This is a genomic window from Sinomonas sp. (assembly GCF_051955515.1).
Classification (GTDB): domain Bacteria; phylum Actinomycetota; class Actinomycetes; order Actinomycetales; family Micrococcaceae; genus Sinomonas.
In genome coordinates, this window is record NZ_JBQCGQ010000121.1 from 1 (window position 1) to 15,483 (window position 15,483).

19 protein-coding genes are annotated in these 15,483 nt (G+C 66.8%); all 19 read left to right on the plus strand.

Features of this window, described 5'->3' with window-relative positions; genetic code table 11:
• A partial coding sequence (locus ACTHL9_RS06695) for a DUF7341 domain-containing protein (RefSeq protein WP_440518070.1) occupies positions 1-531 on the plus strand: 531 nt, incomplete at its 5' end.
• Positions 528-764 carry a hypothetical protein gene (locus tag ACTHL9_RS06700; RefSeq protein WP_440518071.1) on the plus strand — a complete coding sequence of 79 codons (237 nt, stop codon included), beginning with the start codon at positions 528-530 and terminating at the stop codon, positions 762-764. The genes ACTHL9_RS06695 and ACTHL9_RS06700, both read left to right, overlap by 4 nt.
• A gap of 379 nt (positions 765-1,143) precedes the next feature.
• Entirely contained in the window at positions 1,144-1,491 is a 348-nt protein-coding gene (locus tag ACTHL9_RS06705; protein WP_440518072.1) for an HNH endonuclease, read from the plus strand.
• 512 nt (positions 1,492-2,003) lie between these two features.
• On the plus strand, positions 2,004-2,480 hold the full coding sequence (locus ACTHL9_RS06710; RefSeq protein WP_440518073.1) for a hypothetical protein: 477 nt from the start codon (positions 2,004-2,006) through the stop codon (positions 2,478-2,480).
• Positions 2,419-3,981 (plus strand): hypothetical protein, encoded by a 1,563-nt coding sequence (locus ACTHL9_RS06715; RefSeq protein ID WP_440518074.1) that lies wholly within the window; start codon positions 2,419-2,421, stop codon positions 3,979-3,981. The genes ACTHL9_RS06710 and ACTHL9_RS06715 overlap by 62 nt, the downstream gene beginning before the upstream one ends.
• A gap of 16 nt (positions 3,982-3,997) precedes the next feature.
• Positions 3,998-5,290, plus strand: a complete 1,293-nt coding sequence (locus ACTHL9_RS06720; RefSeq protein WP_440518075.1) for a phage portal protein — start codon at positions 3,998-4,000, stop codon at positions 5,288-5,290.
• Positions 5,290-6,015 carry an HK97 family phage prohead protease gene (locus tag ACTHL9_RS06725; RefSeq protein ID WP_440518076.1) on the plus strand — a complete coding sequence of 242 codons (726 nt, stop codon included), beginning with the start codon at positions 5,290-5,292 and terminating at the stop codon, positions 6,013-6,015. The genes ACTHL9_RS06720 and ACTHL9_RS06725 overlap by 1 nt, the downstream gene beginning before the upstream one ends.
• Before the next feature lie 156 nt (positions 6,016-6,171).
• Positions 6,172-7,563 (plus strand): phage major capsid protein, encoded by a 1,392-nt coding sequence (locus tag ACTHL9_RS06730; protein ID WP_440518077.1) that lies wholly within the window; start codon positions 6,172-6,174, stop codon positions 7,561-7,563.
• Positions 7,564-7,573: 10 nt separating this feature from the next.
• Entirely contained in the window at positions 7,574-8,062 is a 489-nt protein-coding gene (locus tag ACTHL9_RS06735) for a class I SAM-dependent methyltransferase (RefSeq protein ID WP_440518078.1), read from the plus strand.
• Positions 8,059-8,598: a hypothetical protein gene (locus tag ACTHL9_RS06740; protein ID WP_440518079.1), complete on the plus strand. Its 540-nt coding sequence runs from the start codon at positions 8,059-8,061 to the stop codon at positions 8,596-8,598. Before ACTHL9_RS06735 ends, ACTHL9_RS06740 begins: the two co-directional genes overlap by 4 nt.
• The gene (locus ACTHL9_RS06745) at positions 8,598-8,837 is read left to right on the plus strand and encodes a hypothetical protein (protein ID WP_440518080.1); all 240 of its coding nucleotides are present in this window, start codon (positions 8,598-8,600) and stop codon (positions 8,835-8,837) included. Before ACTHL9_RS06740 ends, ACTHL9_RS06745 begins: the two co-directional genes overlap by 1 nt.
• Positions 8,838-8,840: 3 nt before the next feature.
• Complete coding sequence (locus ACTHL9_RS06750) at positions 8,841-9,683, plus strand: head-tail connector protein (RefSeq protein WP_440518081.1); 843 nt, start codon at positions 8,841-8,843, stop codon at positions 9,681-9,683.
• The gene (locus ACTHL9_RS06755; protein ID WP_440518082.1) at positions 9,683-10,156 is read left to right on the plus strand and encodes a hypothetical protein; all 474 of its coding nucleotides are present in this window, start codon (positions 9,683-9,685) and stop codon (positions 10,154-10,156) included. Before ACTHL9_RS06750 ends, ACTHL9_RS06755 begins: the two co-directional genes overlap by 1 nt.
• 9 nt (positions 10,157-10,165) lie before the next feature.
• Positions 10,166-10,405: a hypothetical protein gene (locus ACTHL9_RS06760; RefSeq protein WP_440518083.1), complete on the plus strand. Its 240-nt coding sequence runs from the start codon at positions 10,166-10,168 to the stop codon at positions 10,403-10,405.
• Positions 10,402-11,421, plus strand: coding sequence for a phage tail tube protein (locus ACTHL9_RS06765; protein ID WP_440518084.1), 1,020 nt, complete (start codon positions 10,402-10,404; stop codon positions 11,419-11,421). The genes ACTHL9_RS06760 and ACTHL9_RS06765 overlap by 4 nt, the downstream gene beginning before the upstream one ends.
• A gap of 2 nt (positions 11,422-11,423) precedes the next feature.
• Positions 11,424-11,963 carry a hypothetical protein gene (locus ACTHL9_RS06770; protein ID WP_440518085.1) on the plus strand — a complete coding sequence of 180 codons (540 nt, stop codon included), beginning with the start codon at positions 11,424-11,426 and terminating at the stop codon, positions 11,961-11,963.
• A complete protein-coding gene (locus ACTHL9_RS06775) occupies positions 11,964-12,311 on the plus strand; it encodes a hypothetical protein (RefSeq protein WP_440518086.1) in 348 nt (115 codons plus the stop codon).
• 177 nt (positions 12,312-12,488) lie between these two features.
• The gene (locus tag ACTHL9_RS06780; protein WP_440518087.1) at positions 12,489-14,807 is read left to right on the plus strand and encodes a phage tail tape measure protein; all 2,319 of its coding nucleotides are present in this window, start codon (positions 12,489-12,491) and stop codon (positions 14,805-14,807) included.
• On the plus strand, positions 14,804-15,483 hold a 680-nt coding region (locus ACTHL9_RS06785), incomplete at its 3' end, for a hypothetical protein (protein ID WP_440518088.1). The genes ACTHL9_RS06780 and ACTHL9_RS06785, both read left to right, overlap by 4 nt.

A 15,483-nucleotide genomic window follows, 5' to 3' on the forward strand; every position in this document is an offset into this window, starting at 1 on the left:
CACCTCACCATGGGCCCGAAAGGGCCCATTTCCGTTCCTGCGCTGCTGGACCAGCTGGAGGCCGCGGTGACAGCCAACGAGCATGGCAGCGGCGGCACATCTGGAGGCGTGGCCCTTCCGATCGGGGAGGGTGCGCTGGCCCTCCTCCAGGACATCGAGCACGGCGCGCGCGAGCACCAGCACGAGCTCATACCGAGCTTTGCCGGCACCCTCAAGGCAGTCATCGAGTCGTGGGCCGTCGAGGACATCAACGCCGAATGGATGGCGTTCCTCGAGCACGTGACGCTCGACTGGATCGACGCCATCAACGCCATCGTCGCGCCGACCAAGCCGCCCCGGAAGCTCACCCTGCCATGCCCGGCATGCTCAGTGCTCTACCACGAGGGCAAGCCCGCGCTGCGGGTCCACTGCTGGGATGAGGATGGCGGGATGCTCAAGATCTGGCAATGGACGGCCGAATGCGTCGGGTGCGGCGCAGGCTGGCCGCCCGAGCAGATGGGCTGGCTTGTGAAGGCGGTGCATGCGGGGTGAAGGAGATCCAAGACCTGATCGCTGAGCTTGTCCGCAAGATGATGACCGCCGAGCATGAAGCCATCGAGACAGCGGTCGAGAAGGCGCTGCAAGGCGGAAAGCATGGCGTACTGATCGTCCGCGACGGAGTCGACACCTATGTAGGCGTCGACTCGCATGTTCCCTATGGCAGGATCGTCGAAGTTCCGAGGGGCGGACTGCACGCATGGGCAGAACGCGGCTATCCATTCTAAGCCAAGCCCCCGACTCCACTCGCGGAGTCGGGGGCTATCGGCATTTAAGGGCTAGACATGCCGATGTAAAATACACGGTTGTCATTCGATGATGTTATGCTAGTCGTGCCTTGGGCGAAGTGTCTGAACTATCGGAACGCTTCGCCCTTTCTCTTTGTCTGGAGGCGGCCATGATCGCGACGCTCTGGCTCAGGGCATGGGCAGCGTTCCACCGCGCACGGCTCTGGTTCCCGGTCGGGTGGGATCGGTACAGGTGTGACGATAATGTCGTCCTCTACGACGATGCCCACCAAGCGCATGACTTCCCATGCGCTCGCCCAAGGGGGCATGGCGGCTGGCATGAGTCGCTGTTCCTGTATGGCGACACTCGCGAATCGCATTGAGCCGCACGTACCGAACCGCAGACCACCGCTGGCGCGAGATCGCCCGGAGGGTTTACGACGAAGAGGAACTGTGCTGGCTGTGCGGCCGCTTCGTCAATCAAGAGCTTCCGCGCACGCACCCGCTTAGCCGCAGCGCTGACCATCTGATCCAGCTGCAGCACGGCGGCAACGAGCACGACCGGAACAATTGCCGTCTAGCTCACTATGGCTGTAACTCCACTCGCTCCAATCGGCTGCGCGGGATCGCCCGTGCAGAGTGCGCGTGCAGGTACGGCAGGCCATGCGGCCAGGTCAGCGTCGGCAATCCGCGCGGCTTGGTCGCAATAGATCCGAGCACAGTGTGAGGTGAGCGCAAATGGCTTGGCCGAAGAGCACGCACAAAGGTTGGCCGAAGAGCACGCATCACGGCTGGCCCAAGCACCCGAAGCATCCCAAGCACCCAGCCCACCCGAAGCACCCCAAGGCACCACGGCACTAAGCCGCACGTCGGCAGCGCGCACGGTCGCGACCCGGTCAAGGGGGTCTGCATCGCAGGGCCCTCCTTGGTTGGGCCCTCCCTAGGGGTGGTTTGCCTACCACCCACACACAACACATGCCACGTGCAGTGTGCATCTGTGCATTGTCGAGTGCGCGCGACGAGCCGCAACCCGAGCCGCAGGCAAGCGAAAGCGCAATGCCGTGGCAGTGCCAGCCTGCCGGGCGCGGGTGGCAGTGCCGAACTCGCGTGCATGGGAGTGCCGGGCATACCCGCCGGGGGTATTTTTTGAGAGGCGCAGTGCCGTAGACCCGCCGGTCGCGTTCATTTTTCCCCCCGCAATTTTCGCCGGGCCAGCATGGACACGGAGGGTATACCCCCATGGCTGACTCCGATGCCCTGGTCAAGCGCCGCTACAGGCACCACAAGGCCGGAGACCATGGCCTGTGCGTGCCCGGTCGCTGCAAGGCCCTCGATACCCAAGTCATGGACATTCAGCCCGCCACGGGCTCGGGCGCGCGCCTGTGGGCCGCTCTCACCGCTGAGGGTGACCTCCCCCCGCTGATGCATGGCCTCGCCGTCGAGGCGTGCCGCATCCTCGATCGCCTCGACACTCTGGACCGACAGCTCGCCGGACACGACTGGCTGCGCTTCCGCCACGACGAGACCGGAACCGAGGTGACCGTCTACGTCGACCGCGTCCTTGCCGAGGCGCGTGAGCAGGCCACCGCATTGAAGGGCATCGTCGCCGAACTCGACAAGGGCCTACCGAAGGCCGAGCCCGCGAAGAAGGGCGGTGGAGTCCTTGCAGACCTCGCCGCACGACGAGCTGCTCGGAGCGGAGCGGCCACGCATTGAGCTCCGGCCGACGGACATCGTCGACTCAGACGGAGACATTGCCGCAGACCTCATGGAGGCCGCCGGCAAGTCGCTCGAGCAATGGCAGCGCGACGGAATCGACCTCATGCTGTCGATCCGGCCGGATGGCAAATGGGCGTGCTACCAGTACGCCGAGTGGGTCGCCCGCCAGCAGGGCAAGGGCGTTCTCGGCGAGGCCCGCGTTGTCTACGGCCTCCTCCTCGGAGGCGAGGCCGGCGAGGGCGAGGACATAACCTGGTCCGCGCACAAGTACGACACCTCGCTTCAAGCCTTCCGCCGGATTCGGAGCGTCTTCCGCGGCCTCGGCGAGTCCCACCGCAAGGCTTCCGAGGAGACCATCGACATCGACGGCATCACCGTCAAGGTCTGGAACTCCAATTCGGAGCGCGGCTTCGAGCGCCTCGACTCCGGCAAGCGCATCCTGTTCTTCGCCCGGTCCAAGGGCGGCCTCCGCGGTTTCAGCCCCGACGTCAACGTGATCGACGAGGCGTTCGCCTACACCTCGGAGCAACAGGACGCCATCGCGCCGACTCTGATCGCCAAGCGGAACGCGCAGACCATCTTCCTCTCGTCGCCACCGCTGAGCGGGGACGAGGGCGAGGTCATGTACTCGCTGCGGAAGCGCGCCGAGATCGGCGCCCCGCGCCTCGGCTATCGGGACTGGGGACTCGACGGCTACCTCGACGACATCGACAGGGTCGACATCGAGGACCACCGGCTCTGGGCTCAGGCGTGCCCCGGCCTCAATCGGGGCCGCGTGTCGCTCGAGACCATCCAGGCACTCTGCCCCCCGAATGGCGAGCTCACCCGCAAGGGCTTCGGGCGCGAGGTGCTCGGCCTCTGGCCCAAGCAGATCATCGGCGGGGGTGCGATCGACATGGGCGCATGGAACGGCCTGATGCTCGACCGCGAGTCCCGGCGCGAGGGTGACGTGGCTATCGCCGTGGACATCGCCCCCGAGCGCGACTACGCAGCCATCGGACTCTACGGCCTCCGCAAGGACGGCCAGCTCGGGCACGTCCAGATCATCGACTACCGGCCCGGCACGGACTGGATCATCCCCCGCGTGGTCGAGTGGCGCGAGTCCCTGGACCCGATCGCGGTCGCGATGGGCAAGGCGACCTTCGACTCCCTCGGCTCCGACCTCCAGAAGCGCGGGATCAAGCCGTCGGACGACAAGGATGCCCCGAGGCGCGGTGACCTCGCCGTCGCCTCGTGGTCGGAGATGTCAGCCGCGACGGGCCAGCTCCTCGACGCGGCCCGGCAGGCGACCTTCCGCCACACGGGCCAGCCTGAGCTCGACGCCTCGGTGGCCGGCGCGAAGACGAAGCTCAACGCCGATTCGCTGGTCTGGGCCCGCAAGGACGCCGCGGCCGACACGTCGCCGCTCGTCGCCATCACGCTCGCCCGCTGGGCCTACGAGTCCCGCGCGCACCTCGTCCGGAAGCGGAACTACAACCTGCTCGACTCTGTCTTCTAGGAAGGGGGGCTCGCCTTTGGCCCTGTTCAGCAACCCCTTCCGGAAGAGGACCAAGGCGGCCAAGCAGGAGGAGCGCGCACTCGACGTCTCCTCGGTCAGCTACCCGCTGCGGTACGGGCCCTCGGTCGTCAACGAGGCCGTCGAGTTCGAGGCGGTGCGTCTGGCGCCCGTCTTCGCGGCCGGAAGGCTGCTTGCGTCATCCTGCGCCGGACTTCCGCTCGAAGAGTTCGTGAATCGCGGCAATTCGCGCGTTCGCACCCAGCTTTCGCGGCTTTTCGCCAATCCTTCGGCCACCGGGACGGCCTATGACTGGATCTACAGGGCCGTCATCAGCCTCGCCTTCACCGGAAACGCGATCGGCGTCGTCACCGAGCGCGACTACCTCGAGTACCCGACGAAGGTCGAGTGGCTCAAGCCGGAGCTAGTCTATGTGCAGGACTCTCTGCCGACCCTCGGCGAGCGCGGTTCGTTCACCGACCCGATCTTCACCTACATGGGCCACGAGCTCCCCCGCGAGGATGTCGTCCACATCCCGTGGTTCACGATGCCGGGCCGCGTCTGGGGCCTCTCCCCGCTCGGCGCCTACGCATCGAGCGTCGGCATCGGCCTTGACGCGATGCAGTACAAGTCCGACTGGTTCAAGGGCGGCGGCATCCCTCCGGGGCAGTTCCAGAACAAGGAGCAGACGGTCAACCAGGCCGACGCGCAGGCGATCAAGTCGCGCATCGTGCAGGCGATCCGCTCCCACGAGCCGCTGGTCTACGGCAATGACTGGTCCTACGAGCCGTTCACCATCCCGCACTCCGACGCCCAGTTCGTCGAGACCATGCGGCTGACGGCGACGCAGATCGCGGTGGTCTACGGCATCCCGCCCGAGATGATCGGCGGCGAGACCGGCAAGAGCATGACCTACCACAACGTCGAGCAGCACGGGATCAACTTCGTTTCGTTCTCGCTGCGCGGCTGGCTGGACAAGCTCGAGGCCGCATTCTCGCAGCTGACGCCGAACGGCCATACGGTCCAGTTCAACCCTGACGGGCTTATCAAGATGGACTCGCTGGCGAGGTTCCAGATCTACCAGATCCAACGGAACATCGGCTACGCCAACGTCAACGAGATCCGCGCCAAGGAAGACGAGCCCCTCATCACCGAGGACATGGGCAACGACTACACGCCGCTCGCCGTCATGGTGCAGGAGGGCCGCGCCGGCACCCTCGACGAAGACCCGATCGGCACCCTCAAGCCGGACAAGCCCGGCACACCCACTCAGGAACCCCCGACGAACACCCCCAGCGAGGAGGGCAACTGATGGCGCGCAAGGGAAGCCTTATCGACGTGCGCTCGCGGCGCGCGCTGCCCGCTGGCGAGTTCGAGTTTCGCGCCTCGACGTCCGACCCCAATACCGTCCACTTCGAGGGCTACGCCTCGGTCTTCGGCAACGGCTACGACGTCTACGGTGGGCCCACCCGCGGAGGCTGGACAGAGACCGTCGACCCGCACGCCTTCGACGTGACGCTCAAGTCGAATCCCGACGTCGTGTTCCTCGTGAACCACGACGGCCTGCCGCTCGCCCGGACGCGCTCCGGCACGCTGCACCTGAGCGCAGACAAGCACGGGCTGTTCGTCGACACGGACCTCGACACCACCGACCCGCACGTGCAGAGCCTCGCGGTCAAGATGCGCCGCGGCGACCTCGACCAGATGAGCTTCGGCTTCGTCACCAAGTCCGACTACTGGTCCGACGACGAGACGAAGCGAACCCTCCTCGAGGTCTCCCTGCACCAGGGGGACGTGAGCGTGGTGACCTTCCCCGCCAACCCCGCCACCGACGCCGAGCTCAACATGCTCCGGGCGCTCGAGTACGTCTCGGGGCTTGACGAGGAGAGCGTGCTCGCCGAGATGCGCGACCTCGACCTGAGCGACGAGCAGCGCCGGGCGCTCAAGTCCCGTCTGGTGCAGGTCGCGCAGCGCGTCGACCCGCCGAAGAAGAAGACCCTCTCCCTTGCCGAGGCGCTCCGCATCACGGGCGCCTAGGACTTCCCGACCGAACGACCCAACCCCGCACCCCTGTCTCTGGGGCCGGGGTCGCTGCCGCGCCCTGTCTCTGGGCGAACAGGCGCGCGACCGCAGGGCGGTACGTCAACCGATCGCTTCTCCCGCCCACTCTGGGCAGACAGGAGTGAGTTCGTCATGTCTGATGAGCTCCTTACCCGCCTCCTCGCCAAGCGCGAGGCCGAGGCGAAGGCGCGCGAGGGCCTCGTGGCCAAGCGCAAGGCAATCACCGATCTCGCCGAGCAGGAGGTCCGCGAGGATCTCTCCGAGGAGGAAGATACCGAGTTTCGGGCCCTCACCTCCCAGATCGCCGAGAAGGACGAGGTTCTCAAGAGCCTCGACGAGCGGATCAACCCCATCGTCGAGGAGCGGCAGCGCGAGACCACGCTGACGGCCGGCGCGATCGCGGTTCGCAAGGCCCGCCAGAGCGTCGAGGTCACCCGCGAGGGCGTCACCTACGAGAAGGGCAACGGCCGGTCCTACTTCAAGGATCTCGCCCTCGTCTCCTCGTTCCGCGACGACGGCACCGCCCGCGCCCGCCTCGAGCGCCACAGCCGCGAGGTCGACGTCGAAACCCGTGCCGATCTGAGCCGCACCGACGGTCAGGGCGGTTACTTCACTCCCCCGCTCTGGATGATGAACGAGTGGATCGCGCTCGCCCGTCCGGGCCGCGCGACGGCGAACGCCGTCTCGAACCAGGCGCTCCCCGCGGGCACCGACTCGATCAACATCCCGAAGATCGCCACCGGAACGGCTACGGCGGTCCAGACGGCGGACAACGCGGCTGTCAACGAGACGGACCTCACCGACACGTCGGTGCAGGCGGGCGTCAAGACCATCGCGGGCCAGCAGTCGATCGCACTCCAGCTCATCGAGCAGAGCCCGGTCAACTTCGACCAGGTGGTCTTCCAGGATCTCGTCGCCGACTACAACCAGCGCCTTGACCTGCAGGTCATCAGCGGCTCGGGCTCGTCCGGTCAGGTGCTCGGCATCCTGAACACCTCGGGCATCCAGACGGTGACCTACTCGGACACCACGCAGAACGCGGGCACGATGTACGCGGCGATCGCGAACGCGATCCAGCTCGTCCACACCGGCCGCTACCAGCCCCCGACGGCGATCATCATGCACCCCCGCCGCTGGGGTGGCCTCCTCGCCGCCCGCGACGGTCAGGGTCGCCCACTGTTCCTCCCGAACGTGCAGGGCCCGATGAACGCAGGCGGCATCCTCTCCGAGGTCGCCGCTCAGGGCGTGGTCGGCAACGTGCAGGGCCTCCCGGTCATCACGGACCCGAACATCCCGACGAACCTCGGCGCGGGCACGAACCAGGACACGATCCTCGTCCTGCGCGCCTCCGACTCAATCCTCTTCGAGGGCGGTGTCCGCACGCGGGCGCTCATGGAGGTCAAGGGGCAGAACCTCGAGGTTGTCCTGCAGGTCTACAACTACGTGGCATTCACCGCCGGGCGCTACCCCGCGGGCATCACGCAGATCAGCGGCACCGGCCTCACGGCGCCGTCCTTCACCTGATAGGAGTCTGATGCACGCCGAGGCCCTGAACTGGCTCACGCAGCACGCGCAGGGCCTCGGCCGCATCGTCCTCCTCGTCGATGTGGGCGGCCGGAACATCAACGGCTCCGTCCGCCCACTCTTCGACGCCGAGCGGATCATCGGCGTCGACCTCTATCCGGGCCCGCAAGTCGATGTCGTCTGCGACGTCCGGGGATGGGAGCCCGACGCCCTCGCCGACGTCGTGGTGTGCGCCGAGGTACTCGAGCACGCACCCGACGCGGCTGGGGTGGTGCGGGCATGCCGTCGGCTGCTCAAGCCGGGCGGCCGCCTCCTCCTCACCGCCGCAGCCCCGCCGCGCGCCCCCCACTCGGGCCATGACGGGCTGGATGTGCGGGAGGGCGAGTACTACGGCAACGTCGAGCCTCTCGCGCTCGCCAAGTGGCTCTCCTGCTTCTCCCGCCACGAGATCACCTACGACCGCCACCACGGCGACGTGTATGCGGAGGCCATCGCTTGAAGATCATCCGCTCCTTCCCGAAGACCGTCCCGGCGGGCCGCGCATACGTGCAGGACGACCTGCCGCGCTTCGAGATGGAGACCTACGACTACCGCGGCCTCGTGGACGCCTTCCCCGACGACCTCCTCCTCCTCGAGTGGGACATCGCAGTCGACAAGGACGCCGTCGAGAGGTTCCTCGCGCACTGCGAGTCCGAGCCCGACCGCGTCCGGGTGGCTCCCTACCGGCTGTGGGCGCCGACGGGGTCGAACGATCCGATCCTGAACGCCCCGTGGGCGCACCGCGCCTACCACTACCCGGAGATCAAGGCCACGTGCCGATTCGTGGACGAGGGTGAGCCGACGTGCCACCTCTTCGGCCTCGGTATGGTCTACCTGCCCCGCGACATCCTCCGGCACTACTCCGACGTCGCGCCGGGCCACTTCTCTGACGGCTCCTTCTCCGCATGGCACTCCAACGTGGTCGAGTTCGAGACTCCGATCGCGTGGGACGTGCGCCCTGTACACCTCCACTACCCGATCGAACGGATGGGCTGATGAGCGACGAACCCACACCCTACGTCCGCGCCCTCGCGGAGGAGTACCGGCGGTGCGTGCAGGCCGGAGCGGGCCACATCGTCATCAGCGTGGCCGAGGAGCTGACCCGCCACGGCTGGAACTTTGACGACGCGAAGGGCGGCCTCGTCCGCATCCAGGAGCGCGCCGTCGCGAAGTCCCCCCTCGAGACTCCCGAGCAGCCCGCGCCGAGGCGCAGGGCAGCCGCACCCAAGGAGTAGCCGATGGCCACGGATCTCGGCGACGTCATCCGGCTCACCTACAACGACCTGATGCCGGACGGCGTGACGCTCGCGAACGCGACGACGGTCACGCTGACCATCACGCTCCCGGACGGGTCCACGGTCTCCCCGACCGTGACGAACCCGCCGACGACAACCGGCGTCTACATCTACGACTACCTGACCACCCAGTCGGGGCGCCACACGGCCCGCTGGGTCGCGACGGGCACGAATCCCGGCGCGCAGTCGCAGAGCTTCAACGTCCTCGCGCTCGATCCGGGCTACATCGTCCCGCTCGACGACATCAAGGACCAGCTGGACCTCTCCAACACACTGCCCGCGGAGGACGAGGAGCTGCGGAAGTACCTCGGCGCGGCGTCGGCCATCGTGGAGTCGCTGACGGGACGCACGATCGTCCAGCGCAGCTTCACCGAGGAGCTGACCGTCTCGACCGTGGATCAGGCCGTGATCCTCTCCCATATCCCCGTGGCCTCGGTCTCCTCGGTTGCGAAGGTAGACGACCCCGCCGGAGCCACTTGGACCGGCTCTCAGGTCCACGTCGAGCCGAGCGGGCGCATGTTCGCCATGAACGGCAACCCCTCGCTGAGCGGCAACGTGACCGTGACCTACACCGCCGGCCAGACCGTGATCCCCGATACCTGCATCCTCGCCACTGCGTTCATCGTCCAGCACCTCTGGCGCACGCACCGCGGCGCGGCCGGCGGCTTCATGCCGGGCATGGGCGGAACCGCGGGCGATGACACCGTGACCGTCGCAGGCTTCTCCTACGCCGTGCCGCGCAAGGTGATCGAGATCCTCGGCGCACCGCTTCCGGGGGTCGCCTGATGGTCTCCTCACGCATCCCCGCCGTCATCGACGCTCTGGTCACGACATGGAAGCGCGCTGGCCTCACGGTCTGGGATGGCCCTGTGCCGACCGACGACTACCGCGCCGCCATCTTCGTCGGCTACGACGGCAGCGGCGAGACCAGCAACTTCCTGGCTGCCACCGGAAAGTCCGAATGGGGACCGATGGGGCAGCGCTCGCGCGACGAGGAGTTCTCCATCGCCTGCGCGGCCGTAGCGATCGGCGACGGCACCACCTCCAAGTCCGCCCGAGACGCCGCGTTCGACCTGATCGACCAGGCTGACACGGCGATCCGCGCACGCCCCGCAGACCCGTCCCTCGGGCTGCTCTCCGGGGTTGCCCCCTACCTCATGGCCGTGATCCGCGTCGAGGACTTCTATCAGGAGCCCACCGAGAACGCGGGGCCGCAGGCCCGAGTCACCTTCGCTGTCGACGTCAAGACCCGCATCTAAGGAGTGCCAGTGTCCGTCAAGGTCAAGAACATCTCACCCTTCGGGCATCTGGACATCCCGCTCGTCGGCCGCGTGGTCGAGGCCGGCGAGGTCTTCGATGCCACCGAGGATCAGGCTTCGCAGCTCCTCGCGCAGCCCTTCCACTATGCCCCCGGCGACAAGTCCGCCGAGGCGTTCCTCAAGGCCCTCCTGGGGGCAACCGACGCGCCGGCTGAGGCGCCTGCCACCGGAGAGGGTGAGCCTGCATGACCACACAGCTCGACGCCAGCGTGGGACTCGTGAAGGAGTCCACCTACGGCACCACGACGACGGTCACCCACTGGCCTGAGTTCATCAACGAGACGCTCGAGTACAAGTTCGACATCAAGCAGACTGCGGGATTCCGCGCTGGCTCGATGGTCGACCGCGTCGAGCGTCGCGTCATCGGCAAGCAGTGGGCCGAGGGCGACATAGAGCTCGAGCTCGCAGCGAAGGGCTGCGGGATCTTCCTCGAGGCACTGCTTGGCGCGTCTGCATCCTCGTCTCTGACTGCCCCAGCCTTCCAGCAGAACTTCACGATCGCGACGACCGACCCGGTCAACAGCTACACGATCCAGAAGGGCATCCCGCTCCTCGGCGGCGGCGCGGTCCAGCCTCACACGTTCTCCGGCGCGGTCTGCACCAAGGGTGAGATCACCTCGGCACTCGGCGACATCGTCAAGGTCAAGACCTCGTGGAACGCGCAGAAGCTCGACACCACGACGGCCTACACCACGCCGTCCTACATCGCCTCCAATGAGCTGTTCTACTTCTCCGAGGGCGCGATGGTCATCGGCGGCTCGATCACCGCGCCGACTGCAACCACGCTGGCCACGGGCGGCACGACGGTCGGCGACGTTCTGGACTTCTCCCTTGCGATCGACCACAAGCTCGACGTGAACGGCTTCACCTACGGCGGCGGCGGCAAGCAGTCCCGGCGCCCGGCGCAGACGCGCAAGGCCATCACGGGCAAGCTGACGGCCGAGTTCGACTCGACGACGCTGCGCGACGCCTACCTCAACCAGACGTCGCTCGCGGTCCTGCTGACCTTCACTTCGGCCACGCAGCTCGCGACCAGCATCTTCAACACCTTCCAGATCTACATCCCCGTGATCCGCACGGGCGGCGACCTGCCGAACGCCACTCAGGGCGTCGTGAAGCAGTCGATCTCCTTCGACGTGCTCGATGGCGGCTCCGGCGTCTCGCCCGTGACCGCGATCCTCCGCACGCTCGACACGGCGGTCTGACGGTGGCCGGCGCGCCCGAGATCAAGGTCGAGCTGTCGCCGGAGTCCATCAACAAGATCCGGCGCATGGCCAAGGAGGCAGGCCCGACGATCCAGCGGCGCGTCAACAAGGGCTTGCGCGTCGCTGGTGCGGCTGGCTCCGAGGCGGCCAAGAGGACCGTGCTCGGCCCACCTCCGCCGAAGGCCGACCAGCGCACCAAGACCCAGAGGGCCCTCTTCCGGGAGAAGCGCCTCGGCCGCAACCACGGCAGCACCGGCCTGCGCGCCGGGATCGCGAAGGGCACGCGCGTCTCGCTCGGGACGAAGCTGGGCATCCGCATCGTCTCCAGCTCCAACGCCCTCCCCGCGAATCAGAAGGGCATGAACCGGGTCTACCGGCTCAAGTCGTTCCGCCACCCCGTCTTCGGCAACAAGCGGGCGTGGGCGAACCAGAACGGCGTCGACTGGTTCTACACCCCCATCCGCAAGGCCACGACGGGCATGGAAGCTGCGCTCCTCGTCGCCATGGAACAGGCAGTATCCGACATCGCGAAGGGCGTCTGAGTGAAGAAGTTCGTAATCCAGGGACGCGAATACGACCCGCGCACAGCACTCCGTGCGTCATTGAACGTCTGGCGCCGAGTGCTCCTAGAGCAGGGCGTCGGGATGAAGACGGTCCTCGGCGACGTCCAGAGCGTCAAGTCGCCCGACGACATCTACGAAGACCCCAAGATCCAGAAGTCGTGGATGGCATTCGTCTGGGTACTTCGACTCGCGGCGGGCGAGGATCTCAGCTTCGAGGAGGCGAATGAGGTTCCCCTCGACGAGTTCGCCGTCATCGTCGAGGACGAGGAGCCCGAGATCCCAAAAGCCCCAGCGGCTTCCGATCAGGACGCAAGCCCCGAACCGTAGACCACCTCGAGGACGTCGAGGAGTCGGTCTACGCGAACATCATCGTCGTCTCCCACCACTGGCCCGGCATCACGCCCATGAACGTCTGGGACATGCCCTACGACATGTGGCTCGGCTACGTCGATGCGGTGAAGCAGCTCAAGGACAACAAGGTCGGATGGTGGGGGGTGGGCCTCGGTGGCCAGTAGCACGCAGCTGATCTTCGACATCTTCGCCAAGGACCACAACACCTCTTCCGTCTTCGAGGGCATCGGCGGCAGCGTCACCAAGCTCGCCGGAATGCTCGGCCTCGCATTCGGCGGCGCGGAGGTAGTCAAGGGCGTCGAGGACATGGTCAAGGCGGCCGGCGACTTCGAGGCCGCCAATACCCGCCTCGCGACGTCCGCAGGCGAGTCGATGGCGAACCTCAAGATGGTTGGGGACGGCATCCTGCAGGTCGCGCAGGACACGGGCACGACGGTCGAGAACCTGCAGCAGGGCGCGTACTACATCGAGTCGGCGGGCTTCCATGGCGCCGACATGCTCAACGTCCTCAAGGCTGCCGCGCAGGGTGCCAAGGCCGAGGGCTCCGACGTCGCGACCGTCGGCGACGCTGTGACCTCGGCGCTGCGGGACTACCATCTCTCGGCCTCCGACGCTGCCGACGTGACCTCCAAGCTCATTACGGCAACCTCGCAGGGCAAGACGACCTTCGAGCTGTTCTCCGGCTCCCTGCACTCGGTCCTGCCGCTGGCCTCGGCCGCGCACATCAGCCTGAACGACATCCTCGGCGACCTAGCCTCGATGACGGTCCACGGCATGAGCGCGGACCAGGCGACACAGAACCTCAACGACACGATCCGGCACATGCTGAACCCGACGCAGCAGCAGACCAAGGAGTTCGCACTCTTCGGCCTGACCGCGCAGGGCGTCTCGGACCAGCTCTCGAGCAAGGGCCTCTCCGGCACGCTCGACATGCTGCACGACAAGATTGTCTCCTCCATGCCCCCCGGCTCGGACAAGCTCCTGCTGGACATGAAGTCGGCTCTCGACGAGCTCGACCCGAAGGTCCAGGAGCTCGGCCAGCACCTCTTCGACGGCTCGATGGGCTGGAAGGAGTGGATGAAGGAGGCCGTCCAGCTCGACCCGGTCCACGAGAAGCAGATCACCCAGCTCGCCACCCTCCTCGGCTCGACCCACGCGCTCGGAAACGAGCAGATGTCCGGCGAGACCGTCCTGCAGAACTACGCGCAGGCGTGGCGGCTCCTGACGGGCGACGCGACGGGCGCGAACACCGCGCTCATGCTCACGGGCGAGAACGCGGACTACACGCATCAGGCGATCAACGCCGTCGCGGGAGCCACCGCCGACGCCTCGGGGAACGTCAAGGGCTGGGCTGAGATCCAGGACAATTTCAATACGAAGCTGGACCGGGCCAAGGAGATCTTCCAGACCACCTCCATCGAGATCGGCACGAAGCTCCTTCCGGCGCTCGGTCAGGCGCTCGACGGCTTCATTACCTTCGTCACCAACGTCGCGCCGCAGCTCTCGGGCCTCTGGGAGAAGGACATCCAGCCCGCGCTGGACAACATCTCACGCTCGTTCCTCGGCGTCTTCGGCGACAGCAGCGGCACCTCGGGAACCACTGGGAACGCAGCGGCCGGCTTCGGCTCGGCCATGAACAAGGTGGGGACGAACGCCGACGGCACCATGGGGCAAGACGGCACCGTGGCGAAGGCCGCCAAGGACTTCGGCCAGTCGATGAAGCAGGTCACCGACGGCATCAAGTCGGTCACCGACGCGCTGCCACAGCTCGACCAAGCCACAAACGACATCAACAACAACATCGACAACTCGGGCATCACGGTCCACAACTACATCGTCACGATGGACCAGCAGTGGGGCGAGTCACTGGCGTCGATGATCCTCAAGTCAGAGATCTTCCGCGGCAATCTCCTCGGCACCATAACCGGAGCGGTCTCCGGAATGGTCAGCCAATTCGACATCGGCATGGGCGAGGTCGTTACGACCGTCGAGGGCCTGCAAGGGCGTGTCGTTGGTGCTCTCGCGGGAGCTGGCGGCTGGCTCCTCGGTGCTGGTCAGCAGATCATCGGCGGTCTCGTCAGCGGCATCCAGCAGGCCATGTTCGGGCCGCTCGACGGCGTGCTGGCATCGGTGACGCAGTTCATCGCCGATCACAAGGGTCCGCCTGAGTACGACAAGGTCATGCTCAAGCCCCACGGCGGCTGGATCATGGGCAGCCTGATCGACGGCATCGAGGGGTCCATCCCCGCGCTCGGCTCGACGCTCCAGAAGGTCACGGACACCATTGCGGGCTCGCTCGACCTGTCACCCGCATTCTCGGCGATGGGCGGCTCGGGCGCGTTCTCGTCGGCACCGCAGCAGCTCTACCTCGTGCTCGAGAACGGCCAGCAGCTCAAGGGATACGTCAGCACAGTCGCGGGTCAGGCCATCGACGCCGCCGACTTCCGAGGAGCTAGGAGGCCGTCGCTGTGAGCGTGACTGTCCGGACGAACCTCGCCACGAACCCATCTGCGGCGACGACGGCGACCAACTACGCCGCCGTCGCCGGGACGGGTGGCACCGCGTCCGTGGCGTGGAACTCGGGCGCAGGCTACCTCTCGATCCCCGGCTTCCCGCGAGTGACGTGGACCGTCGCGACCACGGCCATCTCGGGCGGGATCTCCTACACGCAGACCGGGCTCTCGGCTGCGACGCAGTACGCCACGCAGATATGGGTCCGCTGCTCCAAGGCGCAGACGCTCCAGCTCAAGGTCGACTTCCGCAACAGCTCGAACACGATCGTCAACACGGTCACCGGCTCCTCAGTGGCCGTCTCGGCGAGCACGTGGACGCAGCTGACGGTGGTCGGCACCTCGGGCGCGGCGGTGACCAACGCGGTCTTCACGGCGCAGGCGGTCACGGGCGGCTCGAACTGGGCGGCCTCCGACTGGCTCGACGGCGAGGCGATCCTCATCGAGGCGACCGGAACCGTCGGAACCTACTTCGACGGCTCCTTCACGGCTGCCGCAGGGAATGTCTACGCCTGGACCGGCACGGCGAACGCCTCGACCTCGACGGACACGGTCTACCAGCCGTTCATCTCGCTCAGCTCCGGCAGCACGCCGAGCCCGAATGTCTCGGTGACCTACCAGGACTTCGACCCCGGAAC